13 protein-coding genes are annotated in these 17,238 nt (G+C 61.4%); 7 read left to right on the top strand and 6 right to left on the bottom strand.

The features are described from left to right. Window positions 1–143: 143 nt before the first annotated feature. Window positions 144–1,382, bottom strand: a complete 1,239-nt coding sequence (locus QMX97_RS02440) for an MFS transporter (protein ID WP_106805676.1) — start codon at window positions 1,380–1,382, stop codon at window positions 144–146. 155 nt (window positions 1,383–1,537) lie between these two features. Between QMX97_RS02440 and QMX97_RS02445 the strand changes: the two genes are divergently transcribed. Next, entirely contained in the window at window positions 1,538–2,350 is an 813-nt protein-coding gene (locus tag QMX97_RS02445; protein ID WP_282395828.1) for a class I SAM-dependent methyltransferase, read from the top strand. A gap of 140 nt (window positions 2,351–2,490) precedes the next feature. On the opposite strand, the gene QMX97_RS02450 is transcribed toward QMX97_RS02445, so the two are convergent. Beyond that, complete coding sequence (locus QMX97_RS02450) at window positions 2,491–2,877, bottom strand: TIGR03067 domain-containing protein (protein WP_213551499.1); 387 nt, start codon at window positions 2,875–2,877, stop codon at window positions 2,491–2,493. Window positions 2,878–3,275: 398 nt separating this feature from the next. On the opposite strand from QMX97_RS02450, the gene QMX97_RS02455 reads away from it, so the two are divergent. Together QMX97_RS02455 and lpxO are read left to right on the top strand one after the other, a co-directional pair. Next, a complete protein-coding gene (locus QMX97_RS02455) occupies window positions 3,276–4,592 on the top strand; it encodes a Wzz/FepE/Etk N-terminal domain-containing protein (protein ID WP_120448503.1) in 1,317 nt (438 codons plus the stop codon). A gap of 264 nt (window positions 4,593–4,856) precedes the next feature. After that, the gene (gene lpxO / locus QMX97_RS02460) at window positions 4,857–5,756 is read left to right on the top strand and encodes a lipid A hydroxylase LpxO (protein WP_282395829.1); all 900 of its coding nucleotides are present in this window, start codon (window positions 4,857–4,859) and stop codon (window positions 5,754–5,756) included. A 19-nt stretch (window positions 5,757–5,775) separates the two neighbouring features. Here lpxO and ligD read toward each other — a convergent pair whose 3' ends face one another. After that, window positions 5,776–8,280 (bottom strand): DNA ligase D, encoded by a 2,505-nt coding sequence (ligD, locus tag QMX97_RS02465; protein ID WP_282395830.1) that lies wholly within the window; start codon window positions 8,278–8,280, stop codon window positions 5,776–5,778. Between the two features lie 24 nt (window positions 8,281–8,304). Next, on the bottom strand, window positions 8,305–9,144 hold the full coding sequence (locus QMX97_RS02470; RefSeq protein WP_065905007.1) for a Ku protein: 840 nt from the start codon (window positions 9,142–9,144) through the stop codon (window positions 8,305–8,307). 184 nt (window positions 9,145–9,328) lie between these two features. Between QMX97_RS02470 and QMX97_RS02475 the strand changes: the two genes are divergently transcribed. Next, window positions 9,329–9,643, top strand: a complete 315-nt coding sequence (locus QMX97_RS02475) for a hypothetical protein (RefSeq protein WP_282395834.1) — start codon at window positions 9,329–9,331, stop codon at window positions 9,641–9,643. A gap of 11 nt (window positions 9,644–9,654) precedes the next feature. Further along, window positions 9,655–10,812 (top strand): PQQ-dependent sugar dehydrogenase, encoded by a 1,158-nt coding sequence (locus QMX97_RS02480; protein ID WP_282395835.1) that lies wholly within the window; start codon window positions 9,655–9,657, stop codon window positions 10,810–10,812. 125 nt (window positions 10,813–10,937) lie between these two features. Here the strand turns inward: QMX97_RS02480 and QMX97_RS02485 are convergent, their stop codons facing one another. Both QMX97_RS02485 and QMX97_RS02490 read right to left on the bottom strand, forming a co-directional pair. Further along, window positions 10,938–11,417 (bottom strand): nuclear transport factor 2 family protein, encoded by a 480-nt coding sequence (locus QMX97_RS02485; RefSeq protein ID WP_106804008.1) that lies wholly within the window; start codon window positions 11,415–11,417, stop codon window positions 10,938–10,940. A 48-nt stretch (window positions 11,418–11,465) separates the two neighbouring features. After that, window positions 11,466–12,029, bottom strand: coding sequence for a TetR/AcrR family transcriptional regulator (locus QMX97_RS02490; RefSeq protein WP_282395836.1), 564 nt, complete (start codon window positions 12,027–12,029; stop codon window positions 11,466–11,468). 125 nt (window positions 12,030–12,154) lie between these two features. Here QMX97_RS02490 and pssA point away from each other — a divergent pair, with 125 nt between their 5' ends. Beyond that, the gene (gene pssA, locus QMX97_RS02495) at window positions 12,155–13,498 is read left to right on the top strand and encodes a CDP-diacylglycerol--serine O-phosphatidyltransferase (RefSeq protein ID WP_120448508.1); all 1,344 of its coding nucleotides are present in this window, start codon (window positions 12,155–12,157) and stop codon (window positions 13,496–13,498) included. A 209-nt stretch (window positions 13,499–13,707) separates the two neighbouring features. Then, window positions 13,708–17,232: a hypothetical protein gene (locus QMX97_RS02500; RefSeq protein WP_282395837.1), complete on the top strand. Its 3,525-nt coding sequence runs from the start codon at window positions 13,708–13,710 to the stop codon at window positions 17,230–17,232. Window positions 17,233–17,238 lie beyond the last annotated feature (6 nt).

Here is a 17,238-nt window from a genome sequence, read left to right on the forward strand (position 1 = left end):
ATTACTTTACCTATCAATGGGTTGCGAGCGTGGCGGCAGGAGCCTTCAGGCATGCATCAACAGCGACATCAAGGCGCGAAACCCGGTCGCTGAGCAAAAAATGGGGGATGTGTGTTGGAATTTGGCGCGCATTGTCGCATATGTCAGGCGACAGTTGTATGGCAGGCGAAAGATGCTTTCACCAAGGTCTCCGGCATCGCCAGCCAGACCAGCGCCAAGGCCACCGCAGCCACGCCCGCGAGGGTCAGGAACGCCGCGTTGTAGCCAGCCTGTTGCACCACCAGGCCGGCCAGGCTGCTGCTCAATGCCGCGCCCAGGCCAAAAACAGTCGACAGCGCGCCCAGGCTGACGTTGAAGCGTCCGGTACCCTGGGTCAGGTCCTTGACGATCACCGGGAACAGCGCGCCGAAGATCCCTGCGCCGATGCCATCGAGCATCTGCACTGCCACCAGCCAGTAGGGGTCGTTGGACAGCGTATAGAGCATTGCGCGCAAGGGCAGAATCAGGAAACCGGCGAGCAGCAGCGGCTTGCGTCCCCACACATCGGCCTTGAGGCCCACCAGCCACGCCATTGGCACCATCACCAATTGCGCCGCGACGATGCAGGCCGACGTCAGTGGTGTGGCCATCTGCAGGTTGATTTGCGCCAGCTTCTGGCTGACCAACGGCAGCATGGCGGCATTCGCCAGGTGAAACAGCGCACAGCAAATGGCAAACACCAGCAGGGGGCGGTTGGCCAACAACACGCTAATGCCAGACGGCTGTTCGTGGTCATTGGTGTGGGCCGGGTCGAAACCACGGGCGACCTCGTGGTCGATCGCCTTCGCCGAGACGCAACTGACCGCAACGATACTGGCTGCCGCCATAAACCCCATCAGGTAAAACACCACCACCGGACCAAACAGATACGCCAGGCCCCCGGCCAGCAACGCGGCCACGGCATTGCCGGCATGATTGAAGGTCTCGTTGCGCCCGGTGCGGCGAGTAAAGGCGCGCGGCCCGGTGATTCCCAGAGAGATGGCAGAGATGGCGGGGGCGAAGACCGAGGCAGCAATGGCGCTGGCCGCCTGGGTAACGGCCACCAGGCTGAAAGAACTCACAAATGGCAGCAGCAGGCAACTGACCGTCACCAAAATCGCCGCCACTGCAATCACCGCACGCTTACTGCGCGTGCGATCAATCAGTGCGCCCGCCGGACCTTGAGTGATCAGCGCGGCAATCCCCGCCAGCGTCATGACCACGCCGATGCTGGCCGGGTCCCACTTGTGTACCGCCAGCAGATAAATCGCCAGGTACGGACCGAGGCCGTCGCGCACATCTGCCAGAAAGAAATTCAGGCCGTCCAGGGATAGGGTATTACGCAGATCGGAGGGCTTGGCCATGGCGCGGTCTTCGCAGAGGGTGTTCAACGGCTGAACACTGCATGGCGTAGTGACCTGCAAGGTTTGCGTTAAGTTTCGTACGTCTTCCGGGGTTTTAATCCGCAAGCTCTTGGCTTATTTTCAGTCCCTCGCTGTAACAATTATCTGGAGACGCAATGGACATGCCCTCAGCTCAGCAGGCGATCACCTCTAACAAGGATGCCTGGGACCAATCCGCCGGCCTGCACAAGACCACCGACACCTGGAACGCGCTGCTCAGCCGGGTCGGCGCTGCGGATTTTTCCTGCCTGGACCCCACCATCACCGGCTTGCTGCACGACATCGGCGTCGCGGGCAAGGACGTGGTGCAACTGTGCTGCAACAACGGTCGCGAAAGCCTCTCACTGTTCGGCCTCGGCGCGCGTTCGGTAGTGGGAGTCGACCAATCCCGGGCGTTTTTGCAGCAGGCCCATGAGTTGGCTGCGGTTTCTCCGCACAGCCCGGAATTTATCGAAAGCGATATTCACCAGTTGCCGCACCATCTGCACGGGCGATTTGATATTGCCCTGGTGACCATCGGTGTGCTGGGTTGGATGCCGGATGTGGCACTGTTCATGCATCATGTCGCCGACACCTTGAAGCCTGGCGGCACGCTGGTGATGTATGAAACCCATCCGTTCCTGGAGGTGTTCGACCCCCGCGCGCAAAATCCGCTGCTGCCCGCCCATTCGTACTTCCAGCGTGAGCCGTTTGTGCTGCAGGAGTCGATTGTCTATGAAGGGCAGGGCGAAGTGGCCGGGCCGACCTCCTATTGGTATGTGCATACGCTGGGGGATGTGGTCAGTGCCGCGATTGACGCGCAGCTGCAGATCAACCACCTGCAGGAATACGCCCACTCCAATCGCGAAGAACTCTACGACCAGTACGAGCACCAGCCTGCGCAATTACCCCTGTGTTTTACCCTCGCCGCGACCAAGCGTGCGCCCTGAGTCGGGGCTTTCCGACCGGCCAAAAAAAGCCCGCGAGGAGAGGCGGGCTAAGGGAATCACTGGAGTAGGTAGGCTTCACCCTATAGACCCGCAAGTGAAGGCTTTGTGAAAATGCTGTCGCAAGTTCGGATGAACCGGGGTCAAGTACGGCGTACGAAAGTGCGCATGGTTTGACCTGGGCCAGTACTGAACGAGAGGGGCCTGGGCATACTTTCATCTGCGGCAATAAACACAAACTCATCCCCTTCGAGGCGATAACTGGCGGGCAATTGCTTGCCGGCATCCTCTCCCATGGAGTCCACCCAGGTAATGCTCTTGGGAGACGTGGTGCTGTCCAGGGAAAACCGTCCAGCCAGCAACACCTCGCCACTGACGGTCTTCACTTCGAAGTGCTCGCCGGTAATCGTGGTGATTGCTCCAGGAGCGGTGTGGGCGTCGGGGGGATTGAGCACGCCGTTGTCTTCGAGTGAGGTCTGCTCCCAGGCACCTTGCAGGGCTAGAAAATCCGGGTCTGAAATGGATGACATACAAATTCCTTTTTGCTGAAGGACCAATCGCTGATCGTTAGGGACAATGTGGCAGGTTTGCGTACCAGAAGCTTAACCGCGTGTAGGAATTGTCTTATTTTTCAGGTTTAAATGTAATTTTTCCTTTCCCGACAGGCAATTAGCGTTACTTTGCCTGGCCGCCGGGTAACGTCTCGTAACGGACCGTCTATGCTCCGGGTGTCTGCCAGTCATGACACCCGGGTAACTGAAATGAAACGTCACGCCGTCAGGTGTGAAGGTTCAATCAATTGGGTGGTCCCTCTGCCGGCAGAGGGCCATGTGTATCGTGTGCCCGGACGTTGCCCCCTGTTTATTCAGTCGTTATCCAGGTTTGATTTTTTGGGCACTGGATTTCAACTCATCAGGGTGTATGAATCTTGAATAACACTCCCCAGCTTCATCAACATTTACCGTCGGACGAGATTGATCTATTTGAACTGTTTCACGCGATCTGGAAGCAAAAGAAACGGGTCATCGGTTGCACGATTCTGGCGGGCCTTCTGGGAGTAGGCTACGCGTTTCTGGCACCGAGGGTTTACCAGGTGAGCAGTGTGCTTCGGCCTGCAGCGATCAATGAATTGGATGCCCTGAATCGCTCTGACGTCTACCGGCTGCCGCCCGCCGAGGCATTGGCCAAGGTGGGCATGCAATTGGACTCTTACGAGGCCCGCCTGGGTTTTTTCCGGGCTAACCCGGCACTGTTCGAAGCGTTCCAGCGTCCAGGGCGAAGCCTGGAGCAGAGCTTTGAAGCGTTCAATCGCAATGCCATCAACCTGATGTTGCCGGATCCGAAGAAATCCGAACCCCTCAACAGTTCGATCCGGGTGGAGATGCAGTACCCCACGGGCATTGACGGCGTGGCGATTCTCAACGGATTCGTCGACTACGCGATTGCGCAGGAGCGCAGCCAGGTGGGCGCGGATTTCAAGGTGATCGTCAACAACCGTCTCAATGAGCTCAAGGGCAAAATTGACGCGGCGCGGGGCAATTACGAAACCGCCAAGGCGGCGAAAATCGCCAGGCTTTTGGAGGACGATAAGGTCAAGCGCGCACGACTGCAGGACGAACTCAGCGCCTTGCACTTGCAACTGAAGATGGAGCGTACCAGTCACCTGGCGGAACTCGACGAGGCGATCTCGATTGCCAGGGCTGTCGGCATCCGGACTCCCACTGCGCCCTCGGCCATGGGCGCTGATGCTTCCGGTAGATCCAGCCAGGTCATGCGCACCGTGGTGACCAACCAGAAGCTGCCGCTGTATTTCATGGGCACGGAAGTCCTGGAAGCTGAGCGCAAGGCACTGCAACGGCGTACCAACGATGATTTCACCAACAGTCGTGTCGCCGAGATCAGCAAGGAACTGCGCATGCTTGATGTGAATCGTGAGGTCGAGGTGCTCAACGATCGCAAGAATGAGGATATATTCCTGCAGAACGTGGAGCCCTTGTGGGCAGAAGAGGCCCGGCTGCGCAGCCTCAACATCGACATGAGTACGTTGAAATTGGTGACGGTGGACCGCCAGGCCCAGGAACCGCTGAACCCGATAAAACCCAAGGGCGCGTTGATTATCGCCCTTAGCGTGGTGGCCGGGCTGCTGCTGGGTATATTGCTGGCATTGATTACCCACTTCGCGCAGGTGCGACGTGAAAACGGGCCTTTTTCGGTGACCGCCGATCGCCGTCTCCCGCTGCGCTAGCACGGGCCAGAAACCTCGCGGGCGCGCTGTAAAGCCTGCCCGCCGAGGTCGTCGCCCATCACATTCACAAGACAGCTTTTCACAATTCTTAGTTAACTTTTGGTTACAACTTGTGGCTAAATAACTGCCAATGGCCACGAACCAGGTTGTCAACCAGGCTTGGTGCCGATTGTGTGAATTGTGATTTCAGGTGCTGCTATCCATCCTCGGCCGTTGTGGGCGCGCAGGAGCAGCCTGTTCTCTTCTGACTTGTGACGAAATCCCTTGAAACTCATCATTGTTGTTCTCTACGTTGCCTCCATCGCGTATGTACACCTGCGCGGTCGAGTACGGCACAAGCTGGGCCGTCAGCTCAGCGATCACTCGACCTTCCTTGCACCGATCAACTGCTTTCTCTACCTCTTCTCGAAGCTGCCCAGCCGACCGTACCTGTCGCCGAGTGATTTTCCCGACCTGAGCCCGTTGCAGGAGCACTGGGAGGAAATCCGCCAGGAAGGCCAGAACCTGATGCGGGCCGGCGAAATCAAGCGTTCCGACCAATACAACGACGTCGGCTTCAACTCGTTTTTCAAGTCTGGCTGGAAGCGTTTCTACCTGAAGTGGTATGGCGACAGCCACCCGTCGGCGATGAAGCTGTGTCCGCGCACCACCGAACTGGTGCAGAGCATCGGCTCGATCAAGGCGGCCATGTTCGCCGAGCTGCCACCGGGCTCGAAACTGGTGCGTCACCGTGATCCGTATGCCGGGTCGTACCGCTACCACCTGGGCCTGGAGACGCCGAACGATCCTGGCTGCTACATCAATGTGGATGGCGAGAATTACTACTGGCGCGATGGCGAGCCGGTGATGTTTGACGAGACCTACATTCACTACGCCGAAAACACCACGCAGCAGAACCGCATCATCCTGTTCTGCGACATCGAGCGGCCAATGAAATACCGCTGGGCCGCCGCCTTCAATCGCTGGTTCAGCCGCAACGTGATGGCCGCCGCCGGCTCGCCCAACGACGATGGGGACAAGACCGGCGGGCTGAACCGTGCGTTTACGCGCCTGTACAAGATCCGCCTGCGCGGCAAGGAACTGAAAAAGCGCAACCGTACGCGCTACTACCTGGAAAAGTGGACGATCTTCGCTGCACTGGCGTTGATCTTCGTGCTGATCTGACACCGCGCAAGGGCACGACTCACTCCGGTGGTGTCGCGCCCAGCTTGTCCCACATCTTGCGGGTGATCTTCTGCCGATTGGCATAGCCCGCCCACGGGTCACTCTTCAGGCTATTCAAGCGTTCCTGCAGGTTGGCCACCGTCCATTGCTGCGCACCGCGCAACCCCTTCAACTCCTCGCGACTTACCGGTACCGATACCGGCAGGCCCGGGCGTGCCCGTACGGAATAGGCCGCCACCGTACTGGCGCCTCGCGCGTTGCGCAGGTAATCGATAAAGATTTTGCCGACACGGTTCTTTGGCCCGGAGGTGGCGGTGAAACGCTCGGGCAGTTGAGCGGTCATGAACTGCGCGACAGCCTTGGCGAAGGCTTTCACCGTGTCCCAGCCATCGCGCCGCGCCAGCGGGACGATCAGGTGCAAGCCCTTGCCGCCGCTGGTCTTGACGTAGGCCTCCAGGCCCAGTTCGTCAAGCACCGACAGGGTCAGCTGCGCCGCTTCCAGCATGGTTTTCCACGGCAGTGCGGGGTCCGGGTCGAGGTCCAGCACAAACAGGTCCGGCGTCTCGATCTTGTCCGTGGTGGCGCCCCAGGTATGCAGCTCGATGGTGCCCATTTGCACGGCCCCGAGCAGCGCGCGAGGGCTGTCGATTTCCATCAGGCGGGCGTGGCCTGGGTCCAGTGACGGGTCAAGTTGCTTGATGTTGGGAATGGCCAGGCGCTCCGAGTGCTTCTGGAAGAACTGCTCGCCGTCGACGCCTTCGGGTGCCCTCAGCAATGAGACGGGCCGGTGGCGCAGGAAGAGCAGGACCCACTCGCTGATGCTCTGGTAAAACGCGGCCAGCTGCTGCTTTTGCGTGCCGCTTTGGGTGTCGATGATCCGCTCGGGGTGCGTAATGTTCACCCCGTCGCTGGTTTTTTTGGCACTGGAGGCCTTGGGGGCTTTCAGCGATTTCGCCGTGCGCGGCTGCTCATGGATGATCTGTGCCGCGGGCTTGTCGCTACGCATCCCGACAAACGCAGCCTGGCGTACCACGCCTTCGCGGGTCCACTCGGCAAATTGCACCTCGCCGACCAGTGTGGGCTCCACCCAGTGCACGCCACGCGCCTGGGCACTGGTCAGGGGTTTTTCCAATGGGGAGGCCTTGCGTTCCAGGGGCGTGAGCTGGGCGTAGATGGTTTTCAACGCAGCCTGGTCAAAGCCGGTGCCGACGCGCCCGGCATAGACCAGGCCGCTGTCATCATTGACGGCCAGCAGCAGCGCGCCAAAGCCGCTGCGCGAACCCTGGGGCCGGGTGTAGCCGACGATCACGAACTCCTGGCGCAGCCGGCACTTGAGCTTGATCCAGTCGGCATTGCGGCTGGAGCTATACGGGCTGCCCGCACGTTTGCCGATCACGCCCTCCAGGGCCAGGTCGCAGGCACTCTCGAAAATATCGCGCTGGTTGGCGGCGAACGCTTCGGAGAAACGCAGCAGTTTGCTGCGGCTGCCGGACAACGCAGCCTTGAGTGCGGCCCGGCGCTGCTCCACCGGCGCCTCGCGTTGGTCCGCGCCGTTGAGGAATGGCGCGTCGAACAGGTAGTAGACGATATCCAGGCTGCGGCCGACATCAAAGGCGTTCTGCAACGCCTGGAAGTCCGGCAGGCCGTCGCCATTCAGGCTTACCATTTCGCCGTCGAGCCAGCTGTCCTTGAGCTTGAGTGCTTGCAAGGCCTTGGCCTGGCGCGGCAGGCGCTCGGTCCAGTCGTGGCCGTTGCGTGTAAACAAGCGCACCTCGTCATCGCGGATGCGCGCCAGCATGCGGTAGCCGTCGAACTTGATTTCATACAGCCAGTCGCCTTCGGGGGCGCGGTCGACCAATGTCGCCAGCTGCGGGGAAAATTGCTCGGGGAGGGCGGTTGCAGCCTTCTTCGGCTTGGCCTTGGCCTTGGGTTTGGGTTTTGCGGTTGGCTTGGGAGTGCCTAGGGATGCGTTGCTGAGTACGCTGTCAGGCTCGGCCGCAACGATGTCGTACTCGGCGGCGGGGCGCGCCTGCGGGTCTTTTTCCTTGATCAGCAGCCATTGTTCTTTGTCGCCGCTGCCCTTGAGGCGCGTACGCACCAGCGTCCAGTCGCCCGAGAGTTTTTCACCGACCAGGGTGAATTTGAGCTTGCCGGCGGCGTAGGCCTTGCGCGGCTCGTCATGCGGTTGCCACACGCCGCGATCCCATACGATGACATCGCCGGCCCCGTACTGGCCGGCGGGGATGCTGCCCTCGAAGCTGCCGTAGCCGAGCGGGTGATCTTCAACGTGCACCGCCAGGCGTTTCTGGCTCGGGTCCAGGCTCGGGCCCTTGGGGACCGCCCAACTCAGCAGCACACCGTCCAGTTCCAGGCGAAAGTCATAGTGCAGGTTGCGCGCGGCATGTTTCTGGATCACGAAGCTCAGCGCCGAGGCCTTGCGTTTGCCGGTCGGCGTGCTGCCTGACGGTTCGGCGGTGATTTCAAAATCGCGCTTGCGGTTGTATTCGCTCAAAGGCTTTGCCATGGCGTGCTCCAGCGGATGGCAGGCTCAAGAAGCCTTTTTGGTGGATTTTTTCGCGGCCGGTTTTTTCGCCGCCGGTTTGCCGGCCAGGCTGCGCTTGAGCAATTCCGTCAGGTCGATCACGTCGGCAGACTTGCGCTCCTCGCTGCCTTCCTGGGATTCCACATCTTCGATCTTGCCGGCCTTGGCCTTCTTCGCCACCAGTGCCATGATTTTTTCCTGGAAACTGTCGCGGTATTCCTCGGGCTGCCAGTCGGCGCTCATGTCTTCCACCAGGCGCTTGGCCATGTCCAGCTCGCCCTTGGCCAGGTTGGGCTTGGTCACGTCGCTGCCGAGTTCGAGTTCATCCAGGCTGCGCACTTCGGCGGGCCAACGCAGCATCACCAGGACCAGCGCCGACTCCAGGGGCATCAGCGCGGCCAGGTGCTGCTTGGTGTGCAGCACCACATTGGCCAGGGCGACCTTGCGGGTTTTCTTCAGGGTTTCGCGCAGCAGGGCGTAGACCTTGCCGCCGCGTTTGTCCGGGGCCAGGAAGTAGGGCGTATCGATGTTCTGCAGGGGGATCTGGTCGCTGTCGACGAAGGCGATGATTTCGATGGTCTGGGTCGACTTGGGGTGGGCCGAGCGGATCTCGTCTTCACTGAGCACCACATAGCGGCCTTTCTCGAAGGCCACCCCTTTGACGATATTCTCCTTGGTGACTTCCTTGCCCGTGGTCTTGTTGATGCGCTTGTAGCCGACCGGGTCCATGCTGCGCTTGTCCAGCCAGTCGAAATCCACACCTTGGGAGGAAGTGGCCGAGACCAGTGACACCGGGATGTGTACCAAGCCGAAGCTGATGGCACCTTTCCAGATAGAGCGTGGCATACGTACGATTCCTTAAGCAGGGGCTGTGTTCTGGTGACTCGAAGGTCGCGGGAAAAGTTTCCCCCGCCAGATACGCGGACAGATCGTGTTACACCTGATGAGAAAGTATTTAGTGTCGAAAGCCGAACCCAAGGCGTAGCGTGTTATCGAAAGCACGTAACCCTCGCCCCAGAGAGGCTTTGTCATGAACAGCTGTGTGCGTCACCTCGCAGTGCTGGCGTTGGGCCTGGCACTGCTGCCGTTGGCTCAGGCGAAAAGCCTGCCCGGCTCAAGCGACTCCAATAACAGCCCGATTCACCGGGCCAACCCCAACAGCATGCAGGGCACCCAGCCCACTGCGCCGTTGACCCGGGGTATCCAGACCGGCCCGACCCAGCGCACCCCGACCCTGGAAAATGGTGGCATCGGCAATCGCTATCCCCAGCGCAACGCCGCGCCGAGCCGTCCGGCCACCGAAACCAAAGCCCCCACCTATGATGCCAACGGCAATCGCCGGTAAGGACTCTGCTTATGTTTGTACGTAAAACCCTGTTAGCCGCGCTGTGCGCAACCACTTTGCTGCCACTGACCGCCGTGTATGCGGCCGATGCCCAGCAGTTCCCCAGCGAACAAGGCAGCATCACCGCCACCGCTATCGCCAAGGGCCTCGACCATCCGTGGGCGGTGGCGTTTCTGCCCGATAAGCAAGGCTTCCTGGTTACCGAGCGGCCAGGCCACCTGCGCTTTGTCAGCCCGGACGGCAAGCTGTCGGCACCCTTGACGGGCGTGCCGCAGGTGTGGGCCAAGGGGCAGGGCGGCTTGCTCGATGTGGTGCTGTCGCCGGACTTCAAGCAGGATCGACTGGTCTATCTTTCGTACGCTGAAGGCGGCGGCAAGGACGGTAAAGCCGGCACCGCCGTCGGCCGTGGCCGCCTGGCGCCAGACCTCAGCGGCTTGACCGATTTCAAGGTGATCCTGCGCCAGGAGCCGAAGCTCTCCACCGGCAACCATTTCGGTTCGCGCCTGGCGTTTGACCGCGATGGCTACCTGTTCGTGACCCTGGGTGAAAACAACGATCGACCGACCGCCCAAGACCTCGACAAACTGCAGGGCAAGGTCGTGCGCATCTACCCGGACGGCCGCGTGCCGGACGACAACCCCTTTGTCGGCCAAGCCGGGGTACGCCCTGAAATCTGGTCCTACGGCCAGCGCAACCCTCAGGGCCTGGCGCTCAACCCGTGGAGCGGCACGATCTGGGAAAACGAGCACGGGCCGCGCGGCGGGGATGAAATCAATATCATCGAGCGCGGCAAGAACTACGGCTGGCCGCTGGCAACCCACGGCATCAATTACTCGCTGACACCGATCCCCGAGGCCCAGGGCAAGACCGTGGAAGGCACCGTGCCGCCGCATCACGTCTGGGAAAAATCACCGGGCATCAGCGGCATGGCGTTCTATGATGCCGATCGCTTCAAACCATGGCAGCACAACGTGTTTATTGGCGCACTGGTCAGCCAGGAGTTGATCCGGCTGCAGTTCGATGGCGACAAGGTGATCCACGAAGAGCGTTTGCTCGGCGACTTGAAGGCGCGGATTCGCGACGTGCGGCAGGGGCCGGATGGCTACCTGTATGTGCTCACGGATGAAGATAACGGCGTGTTGTATCGGGTGGGGCTGAACCAGGACTGACGGACACTGCATATACCAATGTGGGAGCGGGTTTGCTTGCGAAAGCGCTGCGTCAGTCGTTAAAGTGTTGGCTGAACCATCGCCTTCGCGAGCAAGCCCGCTCCCACAGGTGGGCAGCGTCGGGCCTACAACCCAAGCTCCGATAACCCCGGATGCTCATCCGGGCGCCGGCCCAGCGGCCAGTGGAACTTGCGCTCGCTTGCCTTGATCGGCAGGTCATTGATGCAGGCAAAACGGTTGGCCATCAGGCCGTTTTCGTCGAATTCCCAGTTCTCATTGCCGTAGGAGCGGAACCAGTTGCCCGAGTCGTCATGCCATTCATAGGCATAGCGCACGGCGATGCGGTTATCAGTAAAAGCCCACAGTTCCTTGATCAGCCGATACTCCAGCTCCTTGGCCCATTTGCGCGTGAGAAAAGCCTGGGCTTCCTCGCGGTTGTGCACGAACTCGGCGCGGTTACGCCATTGGGTGTCCGGCGTGTAGGCCAGCGACACGCGTTGCGGGTCCCGGGAGTTCCAGCCGTCTTCAGCCAGTCGCACCTTTTCGATGGCCGAGGCATGGGTGAACGGTGGCAACGGTGGGCGTGATTCTGCGGCAGAAGACATGGGGGCAGCTCTTTGGACGGATTGATCGAAAGTGGCGGACCTGGGGGATTAAAGCCCGAGTAGCGTTCGCGCCATGCAGCGCGCGTTATCGGCAGCCGTTGAATCGCCCATGACCAATGCCACGGTAATGGCGCCATCGATCAGGATCAGCAAGTGCGCGGCCTGCCGTTCGGGGTCGGGGGTGCCATGTGCTTCACACAGTTCAAGTACGTACTCGAACAGTTTCTGTTTGTGCGCTTTGGCCAGCAGGCGGACCGGGTCTTGCGGGTCGCCGGTTTCGCCACTGGTATTGATAAAGGCGCAACCGCGAAAGTCCGCCGAGCCGAACCAGGTTTCAAGCGCGCTGAACACGGCCAGCAGACGTTCGCCGCTGCCCTCCGTACGTTCCACTTCAGTGCGCAACCAGTGCATCCAGCGCTCATCGCGGCGGTGCAGGGCGGCAATGACCAGTTCATCTTTATTGGCGAAGTAACGGTAAATACTTTTGCGCGAGACCCCGGCGGTTTTCACCAGCAAGTCCATGCCCGTGGCGGCGATGCCATGGCGATAGATCAACTTCTCGGTGACGTCGAGGATAATGTCGTGGGTATCATTGCGCAGTGAGTCGTTCATGTGACGGACAGTAGAACGATCGTTCTTCTTAATCAATTAAATTTTTTCCATCGGCGACGACGAGACCTGAGCACCCCCATGGTGTAAGCTCGAGGCCTCTTCGGATTCGACCCATTGCGAGCCTTATGCCGTCGTTCTTCAAACGCTCCCTGTTGCCCAAACTGCGCGGTTTTCCTCTCTCTCCCGACGCTATCGACGTGCTGTCCGGCGCGGACGCCTTCCGCCGCTGCCTGCTGGAACAGATCCCCCGGGCCACCCGGCGTATCTACATCGTCGCGCTGTATTTGCAGCAGGACGAAGCGGGGCAGGAAATCTACGACGCCCTGCACGCCGCCAAGGCGGCGCGGCCGGAATTGGACATCGTGGTGGTGGTCGACTGGCTGCGCGCGCAGCGCGGGCTGATCGGCGCCGGCAAACAACCGGGCAACAGCGCCTGGTACCAGGCCATGACGCAAAGCCACAGCAGCGAAGTACCGGTGTACGGCGTGCCGGTGCAAACCCGCGAACTGTTCGGTGTGTTGCACCTCAAGGGCTTTGTGATCGACGACAGCGTGCTGTACAGCGGCGCCAGCCTCAACAACGTGTACCTGCACAAGTTCGACAAATACCGCTTCGACCGTTACCACCTGATCCACAGCCAACCGCTGGCCGACTCCATGCAACATCTGGTGGAGCATGGCTTGGTGGCGTCCAAGGCCGTGCATCGCCTGGACCTGCCGAACCCGCCGACGACGCGCAGCCTGCGCAACGACATCGGCGACCTGCGCAGCCGCCTCAAACACGCGGCCTACGACACCACGGCGGGACAATTGCCCAATGGCCACCTGTCTGTCAGCCCGCTGTTGGGGGTGGGCAAGAACAACCCACTGAACCGGGTGATTCTCGAGCTGATCGCCAGCGCCCAGCATCAACTGACCATCTGCACGCCGTACTTCAACCTGCCTTTGCCGGTCACCCGGGAAATCAACCGTGCGTTGGCGCGCGGGGTCAAGGTCGACATTATCGTGGGCGACAAGACCGCCAACGATTTCTACATTCCGCCGAGCGAGCCATTCAAGGTGATCTCGGCCCTGCCTTACCTGTATGAAATCAGCCTGCGCCGTTTCGCCAAGCGCCATCAGCCGATGATCGACAGCGGCCAATTGAACCTGCACCTGTGGCGAGACGGCGATAACACCTACCACCTCAAGGGCATGTGGATCGACCAGCGCTACACCCTGCTCACCGGCAACAACCTCAACCCACGGGCCTTCCGTCTCGACCTGGAAAACGCCTTGCTGCTCGACGACCCGCAAGGCCAGTGGCTCGGCCCACGGCGGACAGAGTTGGCGCAGATTTTCCAGCACACCACGCGGATCGAGCGTTATCAGGATCTGCAGACACTGGTGGATTATCCGGAAGCGGTGGGCAAGTTTTTGCGTCGCGTCAGCCGCGTGCGGATCGAGCGGTTGTTGTACCGAATCCTGTAGGCCCGCGCTGAAATCATCAGCAATGCACGGGTAAAGGGCATCGGATAGCGCTTACAGTCAGCTAGCGCGTAGCGTCCCTACAGTGGCTCTCACCGTTCACGGATGGGCGGACCTGGTCCTTATGGCCGTATCCGAGAGAGCCCTGTCCTATGCTGATGTCGCTGAGCAATCCTTTTCCCATTCCTCACGCTGCGCTGCCTCCGAGCGCAGTGACTGCTGCACCTGAGCCCGCCTGGGCTCAACCCTCCAGCCCCCGCCGGCGGCGCGCCGCCGTCGCGCAGCCGCCCATACCCGATGACAAGTGGACGCGATTACCCGCCCAGGATCGCGGCCGTGCCGCCGCTGCCGACGCCCAGTTGACTGAGCGCATCGCTGCCGCTGAAATCAGCGGCCACATCTTGGTCGAGGTTCCGCCGGACAGCCGCCCGGGCCCTGCGCTGCGCCTGTACCAGCAGTTGCTCAATCGCCCACTGTTGCAGCAGTGGATGGTCGAGCAGCGCCTTGAACCGGCAACCCTGACGTTCCACCGTGACCATGTCGAGGGTTATGCCGACCATGAGGGCGTGCGCAGCGCAGTCCGCTTCAGCCTGACCGACAACTCCGGTTGGAACGAGGTTTCGCGCACCTTGCGGCCGCTTCGCGAACTGCTCGACCCTACCGACCAGGGGCTGCCTTTTATCGGGCAAGACGACGCGCTATGGCTGCCGCACCCATTGGTCAGCCACGTCAACGCCAGTGCCCTTGAGCAGACATGGCAGGTGATCGGCGAACTGGAGGAGCGCGATGACCTGGCCGATCGCCTTGAAGCCGAGCTTGAGCATCTGCCGCCGGCAGCGCGCACGGACTGGTCGAGCCATGCCAGCGACGTCGCACCGGCCTCGGCCTTGCCGCGGAACAGCGAGGCTGCCACGCAGTGCTTGCAGCAGTTCGTCGCGCGCGCAGACATGACCCGCCTGCTTGAGCGCGAAGGTGTCGCCTGGCCGGACGCGCTGTTTCGAGTGTCTGAAGGCCGCCTGGAATGCCTGAGCCCGGTCGGCGGCTGGTTGGACCTGACCCACCACATCGACGCAGAGCGTGCATTGGGCGAGGAACTCAAGGCGCTGACCGCACTCAGCGTGCCGTTGGGCAATAGCGTGTATTCGACGCCCCGTCAGGATATTCGCCAACTGCTGGATCTGAAGGGGCTGGGCTCGCCGCGCAACGTGGAAGAAACCCGCAATGTGATTGCCTGGCTACGCACTTCTTTGCCGACGCCGCCACCCCTGGGGGACTACGGCGCCTTGCTCACGCAGCCATGGACGCCCGGCGCCCTGACCGAGCAGGACCGACAAAATGTGAGTGCGATGGCCAGTACCCGCCTAGGCGGCGCGCAGTTTCGTGCACTGTCGAATGTCACGCTGCAAGCGCTGCAGGCGGATCCGCAGAGCCACCTGGACAGGCTGCTCGACAGCGAGGACGCCTTGGCATTCGCCGAACAGCTGGCCAGCGCGCTGCAGTGGCCGGTCGGCCCAGGCGGTGCCGTGGCGTTGCCCAAGGTGTTGCGCCAACAGTTGGTGATTGCCGCGATCAAGCTGCAGGTCGACCCCGCGATGCCCGGCAAGCCTGGCGAGGTCGGCGGTTATTCGATCTACCAGCCCTCGAACATGGGCCGCAGTTTCAGCGCCGTGCGCCGTGATATCGAGCTTCATCTGCAGCACAAAGGTCTGGACCCCAAGCTGGCGGTCGTGGCGACCCAGCTCTGCCTGGCCCAGGCAGCGCCGGAAATGCTGGTGCACGATGTGCCGGAATCGGTGCACCTCGGCACCCCGGCCTGGATGGAATTGCGCCTGGGCTGCGCACTGGCGGATCACCACGCGCCGGGGACGTCGAGAAGGATGAACGAGCAACAGGTCAGTGCCCTGACCACGCTGGCGCCCACCAGCGACGAGCAGGCCACGCTGATGCAACTCAATGCGCTGAAGATCCTCGCGGACTGGGGGGTGTTGAACGGCAGCGTCAGGCAGCGCAGTGACGGTGAATACTCGCAGGCGGATATCGAGGACGCCGCGCGGGCATTTTTCAAACAGCGGGAAGAGGCCGCCGGCGCCTTCACGCGTGCGAGCGCGCCGCTGCCGACGCGCAGGGCCCTGGCCGTCAAGGAGCTGCAGCGTGTGTTTCCTGGCACCACCCCGGCCGAGCTGGAAAACCTCAGTGTGCAACTGGCCAGCGCCGAGGACCGGCGCAACCTGCCGATCTCGGAGCCGCGCACCCGCTCGTTGGTCGAAACCTACATGACGGGCGACCTCACGCCGGGCAAATGGGTGCTCGGCGAAGACATGCCCGCATCGCCGCCTGCGACCAGGACACCTTACCAGCCCGCCAGCACACCGCAGATTCCCGAAGCGGCGCGCACCCGGCTCGACACGCTTATTCGTCGCCTGCCTGAACTCGACGGGGCGCTGAAGACTTCAATCGGCCAGCATCAGGATCAGCTTCAGCAGGCCTATGCCATCAAGCTCAAGCTGATGCTTGCCGAATTGCCGCTGGATGATCGAAGGTTGCTGGAACTGGGCAAGGTCGAGCTGTTCACCTTGCGTGCCGAAACTGGTGTGACCGAACACAGCGAAACCGCAGCGCTGAGACTCGCGCGCAGGGCGCGACAAGGCACCTTGATGCGTGTGGAGCATGGACCCGAGGTGGTGTATTTCGAGCTGTTCGCCCAGGGCAAGATCATCAAGCGCACGGATTTGCCCAAGACCATCGAGCTGGATGGCGTCATTCGTCATGAGCGCTATCCATCTCCGCGTGGCTTTGTGTATTTGCCGGTGGTGCGCGCTACGCGGATGCCTTTCGATCTCGAGGCCTATGCCGGCGGCGCTCCGACGGGACCCAATGTGAAGCCCTCGACGGTCATCGTGGAGCGGCTGGGACCTCAGTTTCCTGCGCGCGAATTGCCCGCCAACCATACGGCGCAATCCTACGTGCCGGACACTTATGCCTCACGAAAGACGCAAAGCATTGCCGACAGGATCGCCCAGGACAATTTTTACCAATCTACCGAGTCGATGTTGCAACGCGCAAGCGAACCGCTGCCACTGGAGCGACGCCGCGAAGAGCGGGCCCGCGAGCATGGATTTCTGTTGGGGTTCGTACCCTTCGTGGGCGCGTATCAGGAGTTCAAGCAAGGCAATATCGGTGCCGGCCTGGCTAACCTGGCGCTGGATGTTGTCGGCGTGGCCATTGGTGCGGGCGGGCAAGCGCGTGGGCTGATTCGCTCGGCCAAGGCCCTGGTGCCGAGCCGGCTGGGCACGCGGTTCAAGCCTGCTGCTGTAACGTTGGCGCCGCTAAAGCCTGCAGCAAGCTTCAGCGACCGTGCGTTCGACTTCGTCCGGCAGTCCGCTTTGTTCAGCAGTGCGGCGCTGAATCCGTTGGATGGTTACCCGCAGTTGATCAATGCCGCGATCAAGGGGGTGGTGAAGTTGCCGGTATTGCTGGCCGGGGGCGCGTTGAAGTGGGGCAAGGTGATGCCGCATATGGTCACGGCCGAGGAGAAGCTCCGCGCCTATTTACTCATCGCTGCCGGGCAGGCGAGCAGTACTGAAGCATCTGGCGGCATGCCGACAGAGGGAAGGGCTGGGCGCTATGAGGCAGTGGACGTGCACGCGGCACCCTACAATGGCCGCTGGTATGCGATTGACCCGCGCAGTGGCAAACCTTTCGGCACACCACTGAACGGGTTCCAGCCGGCCCGTTGAGCCGCC

This window comes from Pseudomonas sp. PS01298 (genome assembly GCF_029959745.1).
Classification (GTDB): Bacteria; Pseudomonadota; Gammaproteobacteria; order Pseudomonadales; family Pseudomonadaceae; genus Aquipseudomonas; species Aquipseudomonas aylmerensis.

Coding starts and splice junctions, on each gene's coding strand:
- QMX97_RS02440 (WP_106805676.1), bottom strand. CDS start 1,382: ATGGCCAAGCCCTCCGATCTGCGTAATACCCTATCCCTGGACGGCCTG.
- QMX97_RS02445 (WP_282395828.1), top strand. CDS start 1,538: ATGGACATGCCCTCAGCTCAGCAGGCGATCACCTCTAACAAGGATGCC.
- QMX97_RS02450 (WP_213551499.1), bottom strand. CDS start 2,877: ATGTCATCCATTTCAGACCCGGATTTTCTAGCCCTGCAAGGTGCCTGG.
- ligD (WP_282395830.1), bottom strand. CDS start 8,280: ATGGCAAAGCCTTTGAGCGAATACAACCGCAAGCGCGATTTTGAAATC.
- QMX97_RS02470 (WP_065905007.1), bottom strand. CDS start 9,144: ATGCCACGCTCTATCTGGAAAGGTGCCATCAGCTTCGGCTTGGTACAC.
- QMX97_RS02475 (WP_282395834.1), top strand. CDS start 9,329: ATGAACAGCTGTGTGCGTCACCTCGCAGTGCTGGCGTTGGGCCTGGCA.
- QMX97_RS02480 (WP_282395835.1), top strand. CDS start 9,655: ATGTTTGTACGTAAAACCCTGTTAGCCGCGCTGTGCGCAACCACTTTG.
- QMX97_RS02485 (WP_106804008.1), bottom strand. CDS start 11,417: ATGTCTTCTGCCGCAGAATCACGCCCACCGTTGCCACCGTTCACCCAT.
- QMX97_RS02490 (WP_282395836.1), bottom strand. CDS start 12,029: ATGAACGACTCACTGCGCAATGATACCCACGACATTATCCTCGACGTC.
- pssA (WP_120448508.1), top strand. CDS start 12,155: ATGCCGTCGTTCTTCAAACGCTCCCTGTTGCCCAAACTGCGCGGTTTT.